Below are 20805 nucleotides of genomic sequence, written 5' to 3'. Positions count from 1 at the left end.
TATTTGTGTTTGACACCAAGTAGAAAAATCTGAAAAGTTCGGGAAACCCTTATATTTAGTGGGTTTTAACGAAAAAAGCCACTCAACGAGTGGCTTTTCTGTGACCTCAAGCGGGGAAACTTCTAACTTTTTGATGGAAGATTTGGAGCGTATATTGCAACTGGAAACTTTGGAAAACAATATTCTTTAACAACAGCTTTCACCCTTTTGAATTGGTGGACACTTTACTGTTCCATAACTACAATAAACACAACAATCACCCTTTAATGGTTTGAGTACAGTTTTGCAATTTTCACATTCATAGAAGTAAGAACAAGCATCGGTTGGCATGATTTCATCTTTCTTGTGTCCGCAATTTGGACAGGTGATTGTTGAATGCAATTCTACTTCTTCTTCCGTTTCACAGCATCGACCATGTAATCTGTGGCGGTAATAATCTACAACAGTAGCAATCAAAAGTCCCAACATTCCTGCATAGAGAAAATAAACCCAATATTTACTATCGTTGAAATGGTATCCGTAAAAGATTAAAAGAGCACTCGGCATAGCGATCAGCAATGGATACATACACCTGTGTTTCCTGTATGAGATAAAGAATCCCACCAATGAAACCACAACCATTATTTGAAAAAGCCACATTGTCCAACCTCCAAAGACCTCGAAACTACCCAAACCAAGTGCGGAAGCAGCGAGTGCAAAGATTGGAAAACAACAGGGTGAAAGGATTGCAACTAACAGCATCCCAATAACTCCCCATTTACTTATGTTTTTAACTCCATTATTCATTATTGTAAAATTACAACTAAAGCGTTTATATTTGTTCAGTGAAATCTTTAGCATTGTTATTGGCTTTTTTTACGCTTTTTTCAACGGCAATTCCTTGTTGTGCATTTGATAATTGCAAGGACGAACCGCAATCGGAAAATTCTACAAACGATGAAGAAGGTTCATGTTCACCATTTTTCGTTTGTTCTTCGTGTGCTGGATTTGTAACACTTGAATCTCATTCATTGATTACAATTGAAAATGTTGTTGTACACGATGTGTCAACAACCAATTATCCCGACTATTCTCTATCCTTTTATTCTCAAATTTGTTTGGGTATTTGGCAACCGCCAAAGGTTGGATAATAAATATACACTCACAGAGTGTTTACTCTAGTTTATTATTCAAATTACTCATATTATGCGTGTAATCATTTTACTGCTATTTGCAGTCATTGGGTGCGCACCCTTATTTGCGCAAAACACATTTAAAGCAATCATTAAAGATGCTGAATCGAAGGAAACACTTCCGAGTGTTGTAGTATTCATTAAGGAACTCAATATTTCGGGAAGTACTGACGAGAATGGCGGAATAGAATTAAACGGTATTCCGAATGGGTCGTACATTTTAGTATTCAGGTTCACAGAATATCAAGAGCGTTCAGATACGTTCAATTTCCCGATTCAAGAAAACCAACCTGTAGAAATTCTCCTACAATCCGAGGAATCCGAAGATTTGGACGAAGTGGTTATTTCGACGACAAGAAGTTCCCGAACCATTGACGACATACCAACTCGTTTGGAAGTGATCTCGGCAGAAGAACTCGACGAGAAAAACAATATGAAGCCTGGGGATGTTCGGATGCTATTGAGTGAAAGTACGGGAATCCAAACACAACAAACCTCAGCAACGAGCGCAAATGCGACTATTCGAATACAAGGTTTGGACGGACGTTATACCCAATTGCTAAAAGATGGCTTCCCCCTTTATTCCGGATTTTCTGGAGGTCTTGGAATTATGCAAATTCCACCTTTGGATTTGAAGCAAGTGGAGGTAATCAAAGGGAGTTCATCAACCCTTTATGGAGGTGGTGCAATTGCTGGATTAATCAATTTCATTTCGAAAACACCAACCGAAAAGAGAGAAATCAGTTTTCTTGTAAATGGTACGTCTGCACTTGGATTGGATGTTAGCGGATTTTACAGTCAGAAATTCAAGCGGATTGGTTTGACTGTTTTTGCTTCCCGAAATTCCAATCAAGCCTATGATCCTGCAAAAAATGGATTTTCAGCAATTCCAGAGTTTCAGCGTTACACCTTCAATCCTCGGTTGTTCTTCTATCTGAATGAAAAAACAACGCTCAATATTGGGTTCAACACTTCATTTGAAAATCGTCTTGGTGGTGATATGAAATACATCAAGGGAGAACAGGATTCTTTGCATACTTACTTTGAGAAAAACGAAACTCAACGCTATGCGACTCAATTGCAATTTGAACGAAAATTAAATGAACAATCCAAATTGGTCTTTAAGAACAGTGTTAGTTTTTTTGATAGAAAAATCACTATTCCATCTTATCAATTCGGGGGAAAACAGGTTTCATCGTTTAGTGAATTTACCTATTCATCTAATAAAGAAAAAGTAGACTGGGTAACAGGGTTGAATTTGTGGACGGATGACTTTAAAGAACCCAAGCCCGATAGCATTGGAAGCAGAGCTTATCAACTCACCACCATTGGGGCTTTTGCCCAAAACACCTATACACCTGTTGAGTGGTTCACACTTGAAACGGGGTTACGAGTAGATTATATTTCTCCTGCAACAAACGATAAATTGAAAGGAATGTTCGTTTTGCCTAAAGCATCACTACTTTTCAAAATCAATCGACATTTAACCTCTCGATTGGGTGGCGGTTTGGGTTACAAAACTCCAACCATGTTTACGGAGCAAGCAGAGAATATTACCTTTCGAAATATTGTTCCGCTAAACATTTCACAATCAAAAGCCGAACAATCGTATGGCGGGAATTTTGATGTGAATTACCGAACCCGAATTGGAGAAAAGGTTTCATTCAGCATTAACCAATTGTTTTATTACACCCGATTGGAAAGCCCTTTAATCTTGACACTTCGAGCAGATAATTTATACGAGTTCAGCAATGCAGATGGGCACATTGATTCAAAAGGAACTGAAACAAACATGAAGATTGGCTACGGGATAGCAAAATTATTCGCCGGCTACACTTACACAGACACAAAACGCCAGTATAATAATTTATCCTCTGCAATGCCTTTGACGGCAAAACATAGATTGAACCTCATTTTAATGATTGAGAAGGAAGACAACTTCCGTATTGGGCTTGAAGGTTATTATTTCAGTCCTCAACCGCTTTCGGATGGTACTTTTGGTCGTGATTACTGGATTTGCGGTTTGATGGCCGAAAAAAAATGGGAACACTTTTCGATTTACGTAAATTTCGAGAACTTTTTAGACGTTCGCCAAACCCGTTTCGGAAGTATTTACAGCGGAAGTATTAGTAATCCATCGTTTAAGGAAATTTATGCACCGATTGACGGAAGGGTAATCAATGCAGGAATCAAAATAAAGCTTTGAGCATGAAAAAATCGACATTCGCCATTACTCAAATGGATTGCTCCAGTGAGGAGCAAATGATAAAAATGAAGTTGGGAGATTTTCAAAACATCATCAAACTTGAATTTGATTTGCCTGCAAGAAAACTGATTGTTTTTCATTCCGATGAAATCACCTTGATTCATAAGGCTATAGACGAACTTAACTTGAATGCTTCTCTAATAAGCACCGAAGATTCTGAGGAATTGGTAAACCTATCTGAAGATCACGGGAAAGAACGGAAACTATTGTGGATTGTTCTAGCCGTGAACTTTTCAATGTTCGTTTTAGAGATAATTATGGGGTTTATTGCAAATTCCATGGGTCTTATAGCGGATAGTTTGGATATGCTCGCGGATGCCTTCGTTTACGCTTTGAGCCTCTATGCAGTTGGGCGATTAAGTTCTACCAAAAAACAAATTGCAAAGATTAGTGGTTATCTGCAATTGCTCTTGGCGGGATTCGGGATTTTAGAAACCATCCGAAGATTTGTAAATGTTGAGGAAGTGCCAGGATTTCAATCCATGATTGTGATTTCTTCCATTGCCTTACTTGGAAATGCCATTTCGCTTTATGTGTTACAAAAATCGAAAAGCAAGGAAGCCCACATGCAGGCAAGTATCATCTTTACGAATAACGATGTGCTTGTGAATATTGGAGTAATAATAGCAGGTGTTTTGGTCTATTTTACGAACACAAAATTGCCAGACCTTATTGTGGGAGGAATTGTTTTTCTATTTGTTGCAAGAGGTGCGTTTAGTATATTGAAATTAGCTCGATAAAAAAAACTTAACTGCCCCACTTACGGGTGGGCAAATAACTTTTTTTGTAACTAACCGAATTCTTTTTACAAAAAAACACGCTATAATTCAATGTATACTTGGGTTTTAATTAAAAGACAGATGCCCCACCAATGGTGGGGCATCTGTCTTTTTTTGTGTTCGTGACCTCAAGCGGGGAAACTTCTAACTTTTTGATGGAGGATTTGGAGCGGGTATTACAGCTAGAAACGTTAAACAGAACAACACTTTGAAATGAAAATCAAGTATTCTTCTAATCAACAATTCAGAATTTCTTCAGAATTGGAATTGTATCTTTGGTAGGTGAAGATTTTAATCATTGAGGACGAACACGAACTTGCACAAGATGTTATTGGTTATCTGACCAGTCAGGATTATCTGTGTGAACATGCGGAGGATTACAATCAAGCTATTGATAAAATTTCCGCGTACACTTACGATTGTGTTTTATTGGATTTAATGATTCCTTTCGGGGATGGTTTGGAAGTATTGGAAAAACTGAAAACTGAAAAACGCTCGGATGGCGTTATTATCATTTCTGCTAAGGGTGCACTTGATGATAAAATTAAGGGGTTACAATTAGGAGCGGATGATTATTTAGCAAAACCCTTTCATTTGTCCGAACTATCCGCACGTATCTATTCGGTTATTAGAAGAAAACAATTCGATAATTCAAATACGATTACTCACGATGATTTGACGGTTGATATGCTTTCCAAAACGGTTACGGTTGGTTCAAAAATCGTTTCACTCACTAAGAAAGAATTTGATTTGTTATTACTCTTTTTGGGAAATAAGAATAAGGTCATTTCGAAAAATGCACTGGCTGAACATCTTTCGGGAGATATTGCAGATATGTTTGACAATCATGATTTTGTTTACGCTCACGTAAAGAACCTCAAAAAGAAACTGACCGAAGCAGGATGCGAAAACTACCTCAAAACAATTTACGGAACAGGCTATAAATGGGAACTATGAGTAAACTGTTGGACAAACCTTTCAAATCATTTTCCATTTATGCACTGATTATTCTGGTGTGCAGTATTCCTGTATATTATTTCGTTGTGGATTCCATTTGGTTGGAAGAATTGGACGAACACAACTGGATTATTCGTAAACGAATGGAAAAAGGAATCCAGAAGGCTAAAATTGACGAAAAGGAACTCAACAAAACGCTTAAAATCTGGAATAAACTACAACCGGGAACTGAGTTAGTTGCCATTGATCAAAATGAGATAACGAAAAACCGCATTTACACGACAACCACTTATAATCGTTTCGAACATGAAATGGATCGTTTTCGGGTGTTATCGACTACTATTTGGGTCAACGAAAAGCCTTACCGACTGACAATCTCAACCAATGTGGAAGAAGCAGATGAAACCTTGGTTGCAATTGCCTTTGTTACGGTGTTTTTCTTCTTGTTTTTAGTCCTTGGTTTTGTCTTTCTAAATAAACGAATCTCCAAAAAAAGTTGGAAACCGTTTTACAAGACCCTCAATCAACTCAAGAACTTCGATCTAAGCAAAGATCAGCACATTCACTTTGAACAATCCGATATTGAAGAATTTGAAGAGTTGAACAGAGAACTGACGTCATTGATTGAAAAAAACACTTCAACATTCAATCAGCAAAAAAGGTTCATCGAAAACGCTTCTCACGAATTGCAAACTCCATTGTCTGTTTTAAAAACAAAAATGGATGTTTTGTTGCAGAATAACACCTTATCGGAACAAGAAGCTTCGACTATTGAAACCATTAATTCCAGTCTTTCCCGAATCTCTCGGATCAATAAAAATTTGTTGCTCCTAGCCAAAATAGAGAATCATCAATTCACAGAAGAAACCTCCGTAAATATTCAACAAATTTTAACGGAAAACATTGAATTGTTGGACGATTATTTTCAAAGCAAGGGAATTCAAATTCAAATGAATGTTGCACCCTATTCAGTCATATGCAATCGGACTTTATTGGAAGTATTATTCAATAATCTGACCACCAACGTCATCAGACACGGCAATCTAAATGACGTTTTAAGGATCAACCTAACAGGCAATAAACTGACTTTTTCAAATGCAGGTACAACTTCTTTGAATCTTGATAATTTGTTTGTTCGTTTTGGAATCTCATCTTCCGAAACAACCAATAGTGGTTTGGGCTTAGCTATTTCCAAAGAAATTTGCGATCGTTACAACTGGAAGCTTTCCTATGTATTTAACAATCATTTACACGCCTTCAGTATCGAATTCTAAATGTCTTCAGAATCTGTTCGGAAGTTTGTCTTATAACTTATAAAACAAACGTCATGAAACGATTATTTTTAACAGGCATAGTGGCTATCTCATTTGCTGGATGCAGCTCCGCTCAGAAAACAGAGAAAGAAGGAAAAGATTCTAAAATTCCTGTAACAGTTCAGGATGCCTTCAAAAAACAATTTCCTACGATTACTGATATGGATTGGGAACAAGAAGGTCCGAATTATGAAGCCGAATTTGAAAACGGTGAAGTTGAAACTTCTGTAGTAATCAATGCTAGTGGTGTTATCTTGGAAACCGAAACAGAAATGGAACCGAGCGCACTTCCAAAAGCAATTTTAGACTATCTCGATGCTAATTACAAAGGACAGAAAATAAAAGAAGCTGCTAAAATTGTACTGAGCAATGGAACGGTGAATTATGAGGCAGAAGTCAATAAAAAAGACCTCATTTTCGACAACACTGGTACATTCATCAAAGTGATCACTGAATAATATGAAAATCATTCATTTCCGAAATTGGATTGTCTTGATAGGGCTAATCCTTTCATCTCAGGCATTTGCTCAAAGTGGAAATGTAACGATCTCCGGAACAATTAAGGGTAAGTCAGACAATATTGCTTTACCCTATGTTCAGGTTGTTCTTAAAACGGAAATCGATTCTACTCTGGTAATCGGAACAATAACAGATGAAGAAGGTCTCTTTTCACTTTCACCCGTTAAAACTGGCAACTATGTTTTAGTGGTAACTTCCTTTGGATATAAACCATTGAGAAAACCCGTTTATGTCGGTTCACTTTCCGACTTTTTGGATTTGTCGGTTATTGCATTGGAAGTATCGGTTGAGTCTTTAGAGGAAGTTGTAATTACTGGTCAAATCGAAGAAGTAAGCGACAAGTTGGATAAGAAAGTCTTTTCGGTTGAAGACAACGTGAGCCAAAGCGGTGGATCGATTTTACAGGCAATGCAGAACCTCCCCGGCATTACCGTTCAGGATGGTAAAGTACAACTACGCGGAAACGAGAAAGTAACTATTCTGATTGATGGAAAACAAACGGCATTAACAGGATTTGGAGATCAGTACGGGTTAGATAATATTCCCGCTTCCGCTATTGAACGCATTGAAATCATCAATAATCCTTCATCAAAATACGATGCCAACGGGAATGCAGGAATCATCAACATTATAATGAAGAAGAACAGACAGGAAGGTTTTTCAGGCAAAGTTGGAATGAATGGTGGTTTAGGTGCTTTGTGGGTCAAAAAAGAAAACCTGCCTACCATTCGTCCGCAATACCAATACACCCCAAAGATCAATCCAACGCTTTCTTTGAGTTATCGGAAAAACAAAATGAACTTCTTTTTTCAAGGTGATTACTTGTATACGCAGACATTAAACAAGAATGAATTCGTTACACGAACGTATGACGACGGAACCATTATCGACCAACAAACCAAACGAAACAGAAATACACATTTCGCAAATGCCAAATTAGGTTTTGACTATTCTTTCAATGATAAGAACACCTTGACTATTTCGGGTCTTTATGGAATGGAAAAAATTATAGACAATGGCGACCAACCCTTTTTCAACAGGGATTCTTCCGACCGCATTCGTTTGTGGAAATTTTTAGAAGACGAACTCAAGACAACCGTAATGGGAACAGTCATCTATCAGCATAAATTTCAACAAGCAGGTCATGTCTTAAATACTGGGTTCAATTATACCTTTCACCGCGAAAACGAGAAATACTTCTTTGATAATATCTATCCCACTTTCACAGGACACGATGCATTCAAATTGCTTTCTGACGAACAGGTAGCAGATTTCAATTTGGATTATGTAAAACCGTTAAAGTTCGGTCGATTGGAAACAGGAGCTAAATTCCGTTACCGAACCATTCCGACAGACATGCAGTTCTATCCTGGAATTAATTCACCTTTAGACACGACTGCAGGTGGATGGGCAAATTACAACGAGGTAATTCCCGCTATTTACGGGAACTATATCGTGGATCGTAAAAAAGTAGAAGCCGAAATTGGTTTGCGCGTTGAATATGTCTTGTTAAACTATCAGGTGAACCCAAATCACAGCACGTACAAAAGTGATGGGTACAACTACATTCAGCCTTTTCCAACCATGCGATTGGCTTATAAGTTCAATGACAAAAATAAAATCTCCTTATTTTACAATCGTCGTGTAGACAGACCGAATGAGGTGGATATTCGCATCTTCCCTAAATACGATGATGCCGAAATAATCAAAGTCGGGAATCCTGCATTGAAACCGCAATTCACCAATTCATTAGAATTAGGCTTTAAATCAGCTTTGGAAAAAGGATACTTCTACACCGCTTTATACGGCAAAGAAGCAAGCGGAACAATTACCCGTATTTCAAGCACCATTGCGGGAAGTAATTTGATCTATGCCGTATTTCAGAATGCAGGAAAAAGCTACAATGCAGGTATTGAAATGACCTTTTCAATGGATGTTGCAAAATGGTATTCCTTCAACGTCAATGGAAATGTCTATTATAATCAGATCAATGCCTTTAGTGTCGAAAACAAATACCCGATTGTACACACTTTTTCTGCCGATCAACAAAGCATCTATTCTGGAAATGCAAAGTTGAACAATACCTTTCATTTCAAGAAAGATATAGATATTCAATTGGTGGCAGTTTATCTTGCGCCTGATATTATTCCACAAGGAAAAATCGATTCACGTTTTTCATTGGATCTGGGGATAAAAAAGAAAATCCAGAAAGGAAAAGGTGAAGTGTTTCTAAATGCTACCGATCTATTGAATACGATGGTTGTAAGAAAAACGATTCAAGGTGATGGGTTTAGTTACGTAAGTACCGACTATTACGAAACGCAGGTTGTGAGAATTGGATATAGTTATAAATTTTAGCATCAAATGAATACGACTTTTGAATTAAAAATTAACTGCCCACTTACAGGTGGGCAAATAAGTTTTTTCGTGGCTAAAAGCATTTTGAATAATTGAAAACTTTCTATAAACCAATCTGGACTTGGATTTGAATAAAACAATAACTGCCCCGCTATTGGTGGGGCAAGTAACTTTTTATTATCCAGCTAAGCCGACCAAAAGGAATTAAAAGACAGATGCCCCACCAATAGTGGGGCATCTGTCTTTTAATTATTCGTGACCTCAAGCGGGGAAACTTCTAACTTTTTGATGGAAGATTTAGAACGTGTACTACAACTTGAAACGTTAGAAAACACAATACTTTAAAGCGGAATAAGTTTGTTATCAGTTTACGAATACTCAACGAGGATATAAATCTATAATTGCTTTCAAATCATTTGGAATCTCCAATGGCTTCAAAGGTGGGACGTTTGCACCACCAGTATTACCAACAGGTATTTCACCAAGGAAAGATTTTATTCCTCCAACAAGCAATCTCGGAAACTGTCCGATGATTTCTTTCAGATTCTTTCTGCGAAACGCAAAAAGAAGCATTCTCCAATGCGTTCGTGTGTGTTCCATCGGCCAAGCTTGACCAAGTATGTGAGCGCGTTCCAAATGCCACCACGCTTTATGTAAATCGTTATTACTTTCAGCAAGCTTTGACAACTCATATTCCTTAACTACTTCCTTTCGTAAACCTCGTGGTATGAAAACATGTATTTTCATCTGAATAAGCTTTTGATTATTCTTCCCCTTTACAACAGCCGTCCCGTTGCTTGTAACCGTTCGGATCAGCTTTCACTTCGTCGGCATCAAAACCACGTAATGAAATCTCTTTACGGATTTTTTCAGGCGTTATTTTCTTAGTCCAGTAAATAACCGTTGTAGTTTGATCGGCTTCGTTGTACGTTACTAATTGAATTCCTTTTACGAATACCAAATCTCCTTCTAATTTTCCACCGCAGGTTTCACACACTTTACAATGATTGCACGTGTTCGGAGTTTTGATCGTAATGGTTTGTCTATTCGGTTCTTTTTGCGCCATTACTAATTGGGAAGCAAAAAAGAATGCTATAAATAAAGCTGTTTTAAACATGGTATTCTATTTTTTAAGTTTTAATAATGCCTCATATAAGAGGTCTTCATCACCTGGCGCATAATTATTTCGGCTGTAGACAACTTCTCCGTTTTCATTGATTAAAAAGGTATGTGGTGTATTACTTACTCCCATTGCTCTTTTAAAATCGCTGTTTGAATCCATTAAAACCATGAATTCCCAACCATTTGCATCAACCAATGTGGGAACATTATTTTTTGTCTTTTCATCGTCTACGGATACTGCTACTATTGTAACACCTGTTTCTTCTTTCCAGTCGGGGTATAACTCGTTTAACGTTCCCATTTCCCGTTTGCAGGTAGGACACCAAGAAGCCCAAAATGTAATTATAATTGGTCCTTTGATACCTAAACTTCCTGTATTAACCTGTTTTCCGTCTACCGTTTTCAACGAAACTGATGGTATTGTTTTTTGTTCTTGTGCAAACGAAATTGCATGAAGCAAAATCATTGCAAGTATGAGCAATTGTTTTTTCATATCCCATAAGTGTTTTCAGCCTGACATGACTGATTAATGTGACTATTTTCGCAAATGACAACTTCATAAGCGATTAGGAAGACTAAGCTTCCTTGATTTCTAAAATGAAAGGATTAGCCCAGTTTTGGCGGTTGCCAAATGTTTACTTCAAACTCAGAAGTAAAATGAAATGTATAAGGATTTCCGAGACTAGCCGCCGGAGATTCGTTGACAGTATATGTATTCACTACCTGTACTTGTTCCATTATACAGGCATAAAGCCCACATACAGTACAAGTACAAAACGGAGAACAATTTTTCTGCTCTTCCTCGTCTTCCTGATGGTGTTCGGTAGAACAGGTCAGTTCTTCTTCCTGACACTCCTCCGTGCAACAAGGTATTACTGACAAAGTAAAAACGAATAAACTGAATATGAACCAGAAAACCTTCACGATACTAAGGTATGAAAAAATGGGATTCACTTAATCATTCAAGATTACTCCTCCCATTTCCATTTTCGCAACTCATAATATTTCTTTCGTGGAGTTGCTTTCAATGGATCAATTCCGTTCTTTTTACACCATCGAAAGTGATAGATTGTTCCGAGTATCACTACAACAATTGGAAACAATGTTGACCAATGCCCGATCATAAAATAAAGACCGACTGTTATTTTTGCAATAATGATCCATTTCAGGATTTTATAACTTGCGCGTGTTTCTACTTCAAACCGCGCGAAAAAACTGGTCATAACCAATTGAATAACCAACAATTCTGCTAATTCTACTTTAATTCCCATAACTTCATTATTTGCTTATTACTATTTACAATAATTGAATTTTACAATTTCATTCGTTGGATTCGAACTGCATTCAAAATCGCTAATAATGCAACTCCAACATCGGCAAAAACAGCTTCCCAAAGTGTTGCGATACCACCTGCTCCGAGAGCCAACACAATTGCCTTTACTGCCATTGCTAAAATGATATTCTGCCAAACAATTTTCTTAGTGATTCGTCCGATTTTAATAGCTGTTACAATTTTTGAGGGTTCATCATTTTGAATGACGATGTCGGCGGTTTCGATTGTTGCATCACTTCCCAATCCACCCATGGCAATACCTGCATCAGCTAAGGCGATTACAGGCGCATCGTTCACGCCATCACCCACAAATGCAAGAGTTCTTTTCTGATCCTTCAAAGCCTGTACTTTCTCCACTTTGTTTTCAGGAAGCAAATCTCCAAATGCATCATCTACGGAAAGAACTTTTGCAACTCTGTCTACGATACTTTGTTTGTCGCCTGAAAGCATAACGGTTTTGATCTGAAGAGTGTGCAGATCCTTGATGGCTTGCTGTGCATCTTCTTTGATTTCGTCTGCTATGGTAATATAACCTGCATAGTTTCCATCAACGGCAACTACAACAATGGTTTCTACAATCTTTTCAATCTCCGAATCGAACCCTATATTGAACTTCTTCAACAGTTTCAAATTTCCAGCCAACACTTCTTTTCCGTCTATCTTTCCTTTTAAGCCGTGTCCTGAAATCTCTTCTACGGCTTCAATCTTTGCGTTTTTTACGGAATCTCCCGCATATTCAACAATTGCAGATGCGATTGGATGCGTGGATTTACTTTCGATGGATGCTGTAAGTCTTACTAACTCTTCTTTCTCTATTCCTTCTGACACTACTTCCTGAACTTTGAAAACTCCTTTGGTGAGAGTACCTGTTTTGTCCATAACAACCGTATCTATTTTGGTCATTACATCAAGGTAGTTCGATCCTTTAAAGAGTATTCCGTTTCGGGATGCTAAACCAATGCCTCCGAAGTAACCGAGCGGAATTGAAATCACTAAGGCACAAGGACAAGAAATCACAAGGAAAACCAATGATCGGTATAGCCATTCTTTAAACTGGTAATCTGAGATAAAGAGATATGGAAGCAAACAAATTCCCACTGCCAAAAACACCACAATTGGTGTATAGACTTTAGCGAATTTGGAAATGAATAATTGCGTTTGTGATTTGCGTGAAGTGGCATCCTGAACCATTTCGAGAATCTTCGACAATTTACTGTCTTTGTATAAGGCAGTAACCTTTATATCGGAAACGGATTGCAGGTTAATCATTCCCGCCAAAACCGCTTCACCTTTTCCTTTGTTGTCGGGTTTACTTTCTCCTGTTAGTGCAGCAGTATTGAAAGAAGCCGAATCAGAGATCAATTCACCATCCAAAGCGACTTTCTCCCCTGATTTCACTTGGATCACTTCATCGATCTGAACTTCTGATGGAGAAACAGTTTTCAATTTTCCGTCGCGCATTACATTAACCGTATCAGGTCGAATATCCAATAAGGCTTTGATACTTCTTTTCGCACGGTTCACCGCTAAGGTTTGGAACAGTTCCCCAACGGAATAGAAAACCATTACTGCAACTCCTTCAGAATATTCGCCTATGAAGAATGCGCCAACCGTTGCAATGGTCATTAAGAAGAACTCGGAAAAGAATGCTCCTTTTGCAATGGATTTTCCCGCATCAATCATTACGGGAAGACCAACTGGAATGTAAGCTACCAAGTACCAAATGAGTTTGATCGTTCCTTCAAAAAAAGCAGGTTTGAAAACTTGTTCGAATAAGATTCCTGTCAGCAAAAGTGCAAAGCTGACAATTGCTGGAGCGTATTGCATCCAAGCAGGTCTTTCACTGTTTGAATGGTCGTGGTCATGCCCGTCTTCATCTTCGTGATCATGATCTTGTTTGTGAATATGAGGAGTACCGCTTTTTGCGTCTATTTTTTCTTCCAATGAGCAACACGTCATTCTGCCTTGTGCATCGTAGGTGTGAACGTGATTTGGATCTTTATTAATCATATTCTAATCATTTAATGTTCTAAATTCAATTCTTTATGAAGGAGAAGTTCTTTTGAATTTCTCCTGTGTTGATTTGGATTCTATAAAAGCCTGCACGAAATTCCGTCGCAGGAATAGTGATCTGATCGACTTTTTCATAATCTGAAACAAATACCATTCGTCCTAGATTATCAGTAATGCTAACATTCAGTTCGCTTAAAATTGCCTGTTCGAATTGAATGTAAACAATATCGGAAGCAGGATTGGGGAACAAAATGGAATTGCTAATTGCTTCTTCATCGCTGAGATTACCACTTTTATTCAGGGCAAGTGTTGCAAATGATGCAAGCGCCAAACGGCTATTCGCTTCGAAATACTGGTGATTGAATGCTGAAAAGACATCGCTAGTCTGATGCCAGTTCGGGTTAAAATCACCTACATATTCTTCATTAATACCAATAGCTGAATATCCTTTTTGCCAAAATGGAAAATGATCGCTGTTTACGCTTCCCGGGTTCACAATTTCAATATTCAACCCAATGTTGTAAAGTTCATTGCAATCAATCACCATTTGCATGAGGCTTAGTGAATTTGCTATTGGTCTTACGTGAACTTCCGTAAGATTGTCATTGTTTCCGTCCCATCCGAGCATATCAAGATTGATATAACCAAGCAAAGAATCCCCATGAATTTGTTGCTGTGCCGTGTAAGCTGTACTGCCGATCAATCCCAGTTCTTCTTCGTCCCAAAGTGCGAAAATAATGGTGTTTGGAAATTCCATTTCGCCCATGATTCGAGCCGATTCCAAAACAACGGCACAACCACTTGCGTTATCGTCCGCACCCGGAGCTAAAATTCCAGTTGGTAAATTGTCGTAATGCGCACCAATGATGCAAACCCTTTCGGGAAATATTGTTCCTTTCTTGATTCCGAATAAATTCTTGCCGTTGGCAGAAAACACGAGTGAGTCAATTTCTAATCCCGCCTGCATAAAGCGCTCTTTCGCATATTTAAACGTCAGAACATTGCCCGGCTGATTGTATAATCGGGATGAAATAACATGAGACTGTCCGCCTATAACAAGCGGAATTTCGCCACTCAGTTTTTGCACTTGACTGTTTAGCGAATCCGTATTGAATTCCTCCAATATACTTTCCACTCTTGCATCTTGTGCAAAAGTAAGGGCAGGAAAACTGCCAATTAACGAAAGAACCCAATATTTCAACATATTCGTTTTCTTTAAAAAGGGCAAAGACCTCAGAGATGAAAAAGTCATTACTTGATGTTAAAAGCCCCTAAGACTTTGCCCAAATTTTCAGTTCTATTTAATGTTCGTGTCCTCCGCCACCTTCGCTTTTCAACAAATGGCTTTGAATGTAGTATGCGCCTTTCAATACAATTTGCGCATTCGCAGGAATATCTTGTAAAATCGTAACCTGAACATATCCCAATTGGGTAGTTCCCGTTTTCACTTCGATTCGTTGAAAATGGTAGGTTTTACCTTCGCTGTGTTCATGTCCGTCACCATGTTCATGCCCCGCTTCTTCATCGTGGTTCTCTTCTTTGGCGTGTTCTTCCAATACAAAAATGAATTCTCTTCCGTCTGCTTTTACTACGGCATCAACTGGTAAAGCTTTCACATTATTCAAGCCTATATCAATTAATGCATTTACATACATTCCGGGAATCAAAATTTGTTTGTCGTTAAGAATGTCGGCATGAACGGCAACCGATTTGGTTTCATTCTCAAAGGCTTTTCCAATGCTGAAAATCTTTCCTTTGATTTCCACATTGTCCTGATTGGTGAGGATGAAACGAACGGTTTGACCTGTCTTCACTTTTTGGAGGTCTTTCTCATACACCAATAGATCGACGTGCATTTTCGAATTGTCTACAATGGTAAACATGGGCTTTCCAGGTTCAGCATTCGTTCCAATTTTCACGTTCACTTCCGTAATGTATCCGCTGATTGGCGCTTTCACCGACATGGTAGAAATTGCACCGCCTGATCCCGATAAATTCAGGGTGCTGAGTTGTTTTTTCAAGGATGCATTCCGTGCTTTTTCTGTTTCGTAGTCTGATTTTGCACGTTGTAAGGCTTTCTTCGAATTGACGTTTTCATCATTCAAGGTCTTCTGACGTTCATATTCAGTTGTCAGGTATTCCAAGTTGCTTTTAGAGGTTAAGTATGCTTCCTGAAGTTTGGTAAACTCTAAACTTTCAATGACCGCAATGGTCTGTCCTTTCTTCACGAACTGACCTTCAATAACATTGATACTGCGCACAACTCCTGTAACAAGAACCGAAACATCTGCTTGGTTTTGCGGAGGTAATTTGGTGTACCCATTTGCATTGATTACGGCGCTCAAATTTTTCATTTCAAAGGTTCCCAATTCAATGCCCGATGCATTAAACTGAGCCTGATTCAATTCAACCTCTTTCGTGGTGATTGCTTCTCCTTCATGTTCCTCATGTGCTTCCTCTGTTTTTGCAGGTTCATTTTCACCTCCGGAATAGGAAATGAAACAGACGATCACAACTGTTACAACAGCTACGATCACTATATATAAAATGTTTTTTCTTTTCATCTTGTTCGAATTATTGGTTCAATAAGTATTGTAAATTGATCACTGCCTGATTGTAATTCAGAACGGCGCTCAAATAATTGGATTGCACGTCTAATGATGTTTGAATGCCCTGAATGAACTCCACGTAGGAAATGTCTCCGTTTTGGTAACTCTTTCTTACGTTATCCGTGATGCTTTTGGCAGAGGGCAAAGCCGAACTTTCGTAATATTCCACCAAAGACTGATAGGTGAGTAACTGTTCTATCTGCTGTTCAAACTGGCTTTTCAACTGCGTGTGCAGGTATTCTGTGTTTTTCTGCTGAACCTGAACGGCTGTTTCTGCGGATCTGACTTTTGCACTACTGCTTCCAACGAAAATAGGAACGGAAACTCCAAAGGTTACACCCTGAAATCTTGGCGCACCATTGTAATAAACGGGCTGACCATTCACATCCTGATTTCCTGTAAGGGACTGAATGAAATAACCCACTTTCAAATCAGGAAGCATGGTCGATTTTTGCAAACGTTTGGAAGCAATTGCTTTTTGCACTTCCTGCATAGCCAATTCCATTTGCGGATTCTCACGTAGTGCCGTGCTGTCCGTTACGGATAGAGCAGGCAACGCCACAAATTCACTTTCGGCAATGGCGAAATCGGTTTGCAGATTCATGTATGCTTTCAACCTTGATTTTTCCATTGAAATCAGGGCTTCGGTTTGCTTAATCTGTTGTTGCAACTCTTGTTGTTTTACAATTGAAGTAGTAGATTCCAAAGAACTTACATCTCCTGCATCGAACCTGATTTTTGCCGCTCGAACAAATTGAAGCAAAATGCTGTCTTGCTGTTTCAATACCTGATTGCGTTCCATCAAATACAACAAACTGTTCCACGACTGTCGAATGTTCAGGGTCATTTGCTGTTTGGTGAGATCTAAACTCAGTTCACTGCTTTTTATGTTGGCATCAACCACCTCTTTTCGTGCGCCAAATTCGAAAGGGTTGAATCCTTGTGAAATACCGTAATTCTGATCGAAAGCACGGGTATTGTACTGACCAAGCATTCCTGTGAGTTCTGTTTTTGGTAACTCGAAAGCCGTTGGTTTTAACTGGTTCTGTGAGATTACTTCCAGTTCTCCCGCCTGAATCTGCTGATTGTTTTTCAATCCTGCTTCAATGGCAGATTGCAAGGTAAGCGTGGGAACGCCTTGTGATTGCGCAAAACCTGCGAACAATGAAAATCCAACCAACATAGTAACAGCTTTAGGAACACCTTGTTTTATTTTGCGAGACACACCTTTTTCAAAATAGAAATAAAGGATCGGAAGTACAATCAAGGTCAGCAAGGTCGCTGAAATTAAACCACCAATTACCACGGTCGCCAAGGGTTTTTGAACTTCAGCTCCCGCACTTGTGCTAAGTGCCATTGGCAAGAAGCCTAAAGAAGCAACTGCGGCTGTGAGGATTACAGGACGTAAACGCACTTTCGTTCCTTCATGAATTCGGTGAACTACATCATCCATTCCTTCTGCTTTTAATTGATTGAAATAACCAATCAGTACAATTCCGTTTAATACTGCAACACCAAAGAGGGCAATAAATCCAACACCTGCGGAAATACTGAAAGGCATATCTCTCAACCAAAGTGCAAAGACACCTCCAATAGCGGAGAATGGAATTGCGGTAAAGATCAGTAACGATTGTTTCATGGAACGGAACGTAAAGTAGAGTAACACAAAAATCAAGAGCAGGGCAACTGGAACTGCAATGGAAAGCCGTGCAGATGCTTCTACCAAGTTTTCAAACTGTCCGCCATAGGTAACATAATAACCTGCGGGCAATTTCAGTTTTTTATCCAGTTTTTTCTGAATCTCGTCTACTACACTTTTAACGTCCCTACCTCTTACGTTGAAGCCGACTACAATTCTACGTTTTCCGTCTTCACGGCTAATTTGCATCGGTCCCGGTTCATAATCAATGTCTGCTACTTGTTCCAATGGAATCTGACTTCCTGAAGGAAGTGTAATAAAGAGCGTTTTCAGGTTTGAAATATCGCTTCTGCTTTCCGCAGCTAAACGCAACACCATATCAAAGCGTTTCTCACCTTCGTAAACAACGCCTGTTTTCTCTCCTGCGAACCCAATGCGAACTACCTTGTTCAAATCACCTACGTTCAATCCGTAAAGTGCCAGTTTGTCTTTGTTGTAGCGCACTGAAATTTGAGGTAATCCCGCCACTCGTTCGGCTTTGGCATCGGCAACACCATTGATACTTTTAATGATGTTCAGTACTTCGTCGCCTTTACTCACGAGCATGTCCAAATCTTCCCCGTAGATTTTTACGGCTACATCGCTTCGAACACCCGTCATCAATTCGTTGAAACGCATTTGAATAGGCTGTGAAAATTCAGTGGTAACTCCTGGAATATCAGCTAAAGCTTCTTCCATTTTCTCCATCAATTCTTCTTTGGTTTCCGCAGAAGTCCATTCGTCTCGGTCTTTCAGAAGAATAATCATATCTCCCGCTTCCATCGGCATTGGATCAGTAGGTATTTCGGCACTACCGATTTTGGTAACGATCATTTTGATTTCGGGAAACTTACTTTTCAGGATCTTTTCCGCTTTGGTGGTGGATTCAATTTCCTGTGAAAGTGAACTTCCCGAAGCAATAATCAAGTGCGTTGCAATGTCTCCTTCATCCAAGGTGGGAATGAATTCTCCACCCATTTTCCCAAACAATACAAAGGAAATGACCAATAAACCAATGGCCATGGATACAATCAACGATTTTGCCTGCAACGCTTTGGTTAATGCAGGTTGATAGACTCTTTGCAATGCATCAATAATGCGGTCGCTGATATTTTTCTTATGACCAGTTTGTTTTTTCAATGCAAGCGAAGCCATCATGGGAACATAAGTCAGTGACAAAAGGAACGCTCCGAGAATGGCAAACGAAACGGTTTGCGCCATCGGTCCGAACATCTTTCCTTCAATACCAACCAAGGCAAGAATTGGCAAATAAACGATCAGGATAATGATTTCACCGAATGCTGCACTGCTTCTGATTTTCGAAGATGCAGTATACACTTCTGCATCCATTTCCTCTGCGGAAAGGATTCTACTCACTTTATTACTTTGCAGTCTGTGAATAATGGCTTCTACGATAATTACCGCTCCATCTACAATCAAACCAAAATCGATTGCTCCCAAACTCATTAAATTCCCGCTCACACCAAACAAGTGCATCATGCTGACGGCAAACAACAAGGAAAGTGGAATAACCGAAGCCACCACCAAACCTGCACGCCAGTTCCCCAACAACAATACGAGGATGAAAATAACGATCAATGCTCCTTCGATCAGGTTGGTTTGAACCGTTCCAATGGCTTTGTCTACCAATTTTGTGCGATCCATGAATGCTTCAATTTCAACTCCTTCGGGCAAAGACTTTTTAATCTGCTCCATTTTGTCTTTCACACGGGAAACTACTTCGGCGCTGTTTTCGCCTTTGAGCATCATTGCCATACCGCTTACTTCTTCGCCGTGTCCGTCTTTGGTAACTGCTCCAAATCGAATACTGCTTCCCATCTGTACTGTTGCCACATCACGAATTAAGATCGGAATGCCATTTTGGTTTTTTACAACGATTTTGCTGATGTCCTCGAGACTCGTAACCATACCGACACCTCGAATGAAATAGGCATAAGGTTTTTTGTCGATGTATGCACCGCCCGTGTTTTCGTTGTTCTTTTCCAATGCGTCGAATACCTCACTGATGGTGGTATTCATGCTTTTCAGTTTGTCAGGCTGAATGGCAATTTCGTATTGCTTCAAACTTCCGCCAAGGGTGTTTACTTCTGCAACGCCTGGCGTACCCAATAACTGAGGTCTGATGATCCAATCCTGAATGGTACGAAGGTCTGTAGCATTGTACTTGTCTTCGTAGCCTTTTTTCGGGAAAACTACGTATTGGTAAATCTCACCCAAACCTGTGCTTACTGGCGCAATTTCAGGACTTCCCAAACCTTTGGGGATGGTGTTTTCTGCTTCTTTTAAGCGTTCGTTTATTTGAGCACGTGCCCAGTAAATGTCCACGTCTTCTTCAAAAACAACTGTTACCACACTTAACCCAAAACGGCTGATGGAGCGCAACTCCACAATTTTCGGGATTGGCTTCACCGAAATCTCAATCGGATAGGTAATAAATTGTTCTACTTCCTGCGTGGAAAGTGTGGGCGAAGAGGTGATAATTTGAACCTGATTGTTGGTTATATCAGGTAATGCATCGATTGGAAGTCTGCTAAGTGAATAGCTTCCTACCGCAATCAATGCCAAGGTGAATAAGCCAATAATGAACTTATTCTTGATACTAAATTGAATGACTTTATCTAACATGATGAATCGTCTAATCGTGAAACAATTGTCGGCAATAACA

17 protein-coding genes and 1 pseudogene are annotated in these 20805 nt (G+C 39.2%); 7 read left to right on the top strand and 11 right to left on the bottom strand.

The window, feature by feature from the left end:
- Positions 1–186: 186 nt before the first annotated feature.
- Both FLUTA_RS21780 and FLUTA_RS21775 read right to left on the bottom strand, forming a co-directional pair.
- Complete coding sequence (locus tag FLUTA_RS21780; protein WP_043024033.1) at positions 187–381, bottom strand: GDCCVxC domain-containing (seleno)protein; 195 nt, start codon at positions 379–381, stop codon at positions 187–189.
- Positions 382–444: 63 nt separating this feature from the next.
- Positions 445–786 (bottom strand): annotated as a pseudogene (locus FLUTA_RS21775) (MerC domain-containing protein); the annotation flags it as partial.
- Positions 787–824: 38 nt separating this feature from the next.
- On the opposite strand from FLUTA_RS21775, the gene FLUTA_RS02355 reads away from it, so the two are divergent.
- The 7 genes from FLUTA_RS02355 to FLUTA_RS02325 all read left to right on the top strand — a co-directional run bounded on the left by FLUTA_RS02355 (position 825) and on the right by FLUTA_RS02325 (position 9364).
- Positions 825–1130 carry a hypothetical protein gene (locus tag FLUTA_RS02355; RefSeq protein ID WP_013685247.1) on the top strand — a complete coding sequence of 102 codons (306 nt, stop codon included), beginning with the start codon at positions 825–827 and terminating at the stop codon, positions 1128–1130.
- A 55-nt stretch (positions 1131–1185) separates the two neighbouring features.
- Positions 1186–3378: a TonB-dependent receptor gene (locus FLUTA_RS02350; protein WP_013685246.1), complete on the top strand. Its 2193-nt coding sequence runs from the start codon at positions 1186–1188 to the stop codon at positions 3376–3378.
- Positions 3379–3380: 2 nt separating this feature from the next.
- Positions 3381–4178 (top strand): cation efflux transmembrane domain-containing protein, encoded by a 798-nt coding sequence (locus FLUTA_RS02345; protein WP_013685245.1) that lies wholly within the window; start codon positions 3381–3383, stop codon positions 4176–4178.
- 321 nt (positions 4179–4499) lie between these two features.
- Entirely contained in the window at positions 4500–5174 is a 675-nt protein-coding gene (locus FLUTA_RS02340) for a response regulator transcription factor (protein WP_013685244.1), read from the top strand.
- Complete coding sequence (locus tag FLUTA_RS02335) at positions 5171–6448, top strand: sensor histidine kinase (protein WP_013685243.1); 1278 nt, start codon at positions 5171–5173, stop codon at positions 6446–6448. The genes FLUTA_RS02340 and FLUTA_RS02335 overlap by 4 nt, the downstream gene beginning before the upstream one ends.
- Positions 6449–6501: 53 nt before the next feature.
- The gene (locus FLUTA_RS02330) at positions 6502–6945 is read left to right on the top strand and encodes a PepSY-like domain-containing protein (protein WP_013685242.1); all 444 of its coding nucleotides are present in this window, start codon (positions 6502–6504) and stop codon (positions 6943–6945) included.
- 1 nt (position 6946) lies between these two features.
- Positions 6947–9364, top strand: a complete 2418-nt coding sequence (locus FLUTA_RS02325; RefSeq protein WP_013685241.1) for a TonB-dependent receptor — start codon at positions 6947–6949, stop codon at positions 9362–9364.
- Positions 9365–9742: 378 nt separating this feature from the next.
- On the opposite strand, the gene FLUTA_RS02320 is transcribed toward FLUTA_RS02325, so the two are convergent.
- From FLUTA_RS02320 to FLUTA_RS02285, 9 genes are all read right to left on the bottom strand, one after another.
- Positions 9743–10111: a DUF3703 domain-containing protein gene (locus FLUTA_RS02320; RefSeq protein ID WP_013685240.1), complete on the bottom strand. Its 369-nt coding sequence runs from the start codon at positions 10109–10111 to the stop codon at positions 9743–9745.
- A gap of 16 nt (positions 10112–10127) precedes the next feature.
- The gene (locus FLUTA_RS02315) at positions 10128–10481 is read right to left on the bottom strand and encodes a heavy metal transport/detoxification protein (RefSeq protein ID WP_013685239.1); all 354 of its coding nucleotides are present in this window, start codon (positions 10479–10481) and stop codon (positions 10128–10130) included.
- Positions 10482–10487: 6 nt separating this feature from the next.
- Positions 10488–10979 (bottom strand): peroxiredoxin family protein, encoded by a 492-nt coding sequence (locus FLUTA_RS02310; protein WP_043023596.1) that lies wholly within the window; start codon positions 10977–10979, stop codon positions 10488–10490.
- Between the two features lie 113 nt (positions 10980–11092).
- Complete coding sequence (locus FLUTA_RS21340) at positions 11093–11410, bottom strand: hypothetical protein (protein ID WP_013685237.1); 318 nt, start codon at positions 11408–11410, stop codon at positions 11093–11095.
- A gap of 44 nt (positions 11411–11454) precedes the next feature.
- Complete coding sequence (locus FLUTA_RS02305) at positions 11455–11757, bottom strand: hypothetical protein (protein WP_013685236.1); 303 nt, start codon at positions 11755–11757, stop codon at positions 11455–11457.
- Between the two features lie 41 nt (positions 11758–11798).
- Positions 11799–13829, bottom strand: a complete 2031-nt coding sequence (locus FLUTA_RS02300; RefSeq protein WP_013685235.1) for a heavy metal translocating P-type ATPase — start codon at positions 13827–13829, stop codon at positions 11799–11801.
- A 25-nt stretch (positions 13830–13854) separates the two neighbouring features.
- On the bottom strand, positions 13855–15036 hold the full coding sequence (locus FLUTA_RS02295; protein ID WP_013685234.1) for a M28 family peptidase: 1182 nt from the start codon (positions 15034–15036) through the stop codon (positions 13855–13857).
- A gap of 97 nt (positions 15037–15133) precedes the next feature.
- Positions 15134–16396 (bottom strand): efflux RND transporter periplasmic adaptor subunit, encoded by a 1263-nt coding sequence (locus FLUTA_RS02290; RefSeq protein ID WP_013685233.1) that lies wholly within the window; start codon positions 16394–16396, stop codon positions 15134–15136.
- Between the two features lie 10 nt (positions 16397–16406).
- Positions 16407–20765, bottom strand: a complete 4359-nt coding sequence (locus FLUTA_RS02285; RefSeq protein ID WP_013685232.1) for a CusA/CzcA family heavy metal efflux RND transporter — start codon at positions 20763–20765, stop codon at positions 16407–16409.
- Positions 20766–20805: the final 40 nt, after the last annotated feature.

This window comes from Fluviicola taffensis DSM 16823 (genome assembly GCF_000194605.1).
Lineage (GTDB): Bacteria > Bacteroidota > Bacteroidia > Flavobacteriales_D > Crocinitomicaceae > Fluviicola > Fluviicola taffensis.
This window is presented reverse-complemented; position numbering and strand designations above follow the sequence as displayed.